This is a genomic window from Phenylobacterium sp. (assembly GCF_030697925.1).
Taxonomy (GTDB): Bacteria; Pseudomonadota; Alphaproteobacteria; order Caulobacterales; family Caulobacteraceae; genus Phenylobacterium.
In genome coordinates, this window is record NZ_JAUYOJ010000083.1 from 1 (window position 1) to 1,230 (window position 1,230).

A 1,230-nucleotide genomic window follows, 5' to 3' on the forward strand; every position below is an offset into this window, starting at 1 on the left:
TCGGCTCGGTTGAAATCGCAGTCGGTCCGTTGAGGTGGCCGCTGCTACAGAATCGGCGCCGTGTTCCACGCCCTCCCTTGGCGTCGCTCCGCTCTGGAGCTCGTTTCGTCCTCCCGGCTTGCTCTGGCGGTCGGCTGTCAGGCCGCCACGAAGTCCCTCTCGTTCCTGAGCATGGCGTGCATGATGATGGCGAGGCGGCGGGCTAGCGCGATCCGCGCCTTGCGCATGGTCGAGCGCCTGGCGATGGCCAGCGCCCAGTCCTTGAGCTTCAGCGGCCCCTTGTAGCGGGTGAGCATGATGTTGGCGGCCTCGTAGAGCAGGGTCCGTACGCGGCGGTCCCCGCACTTGGAGATGCCGCCGGTGTAGTCGATCTCGCCCGACTGATATCGGCGCGGGACCAGGCCAAAATAGGCGCCGATGTCGCGGGAGCGTTTGAACCGCTCGACGTCGTCCACCGCGGCAGTGAAGGCCCGCGCCGTCAGCTGACCGACCCCTGGGATCGTCATCAGACGACGACAGGCGCCCGAAGCTCGCGCCAGGCGCCTCATGTCGGCGTCAATCGCCGCCACCGCTTCAAGCACCGCGGCTCGAGCGCTGAGCCGCCCGCGCATCGCCGCCGAGAGACCATCCACGCCATCGCTGGCCCGAAGCGCCTCCTCGACAAAGGCCTTGGTGAGCGCCCGGGGCAGCCTGATCCCGAACGCCACGGCCAGCCCCCGGACCTGGTTCTCCAGGGTCACGCGCTGACCGACGAGCTTCTTGCGCGCGATGATCAAGGCGCGAAGGGCGTGGGCCGCCAATGACTTGACGTGGACCGGCTTGAAGAAGCCGGTGCGCGCCAGATGCGCCAGGCCACGGGCGTCGTTGCGATCGGTCTTGTGCGTCGCCAGAGACTTCAGCGCCTGATAGGCCTGCCGGCTCTCGATGCAGACCACTGGCACACCAGCTCCGACGAGCCCGTGATAGAGCATCGGCGCCATGCGCCCGGTCTCGAAGACCACCCGTCGACACCGCGGCGCCCGCGCTAGCAAGGCTGCGATCGCCGCAGGGCTCGACGCGGTCTTGGCTTCATGAACAACCTGGCCGTCGCGATCCACGATGCACACGTGCGTCTCTTCCATCGAGACATCCAGGCCGGCAAAGGACTCCATGGTCAGTCTCCTCTTCCCGATGAGACCGATCCTCCGCGGCCTCGTGTGAAGAGCAACCGCCCATTACCCCATGTTGAAA

Annotated in this window: 1 protein-coding gene; it reads right to left on the reverse strand. The window is 67.0% G+C overall.

Translation table 11 applies throughout. The features are described 5' to 3' along the window. Window positions 1-137: 137 nt before the first annotated feature. Window positions 138-1,151, reverse strand: coding sequence for an IS110 family transposase (locus tag Q8Q88_RS08095; protein ID WP_305674688.1), 1,014 nt, complete (start codon window positions 1,149-1,151; stop codon window positions 138-140). Window positions 1,152-1,230 lie beyond the last annotated feature (79 nt).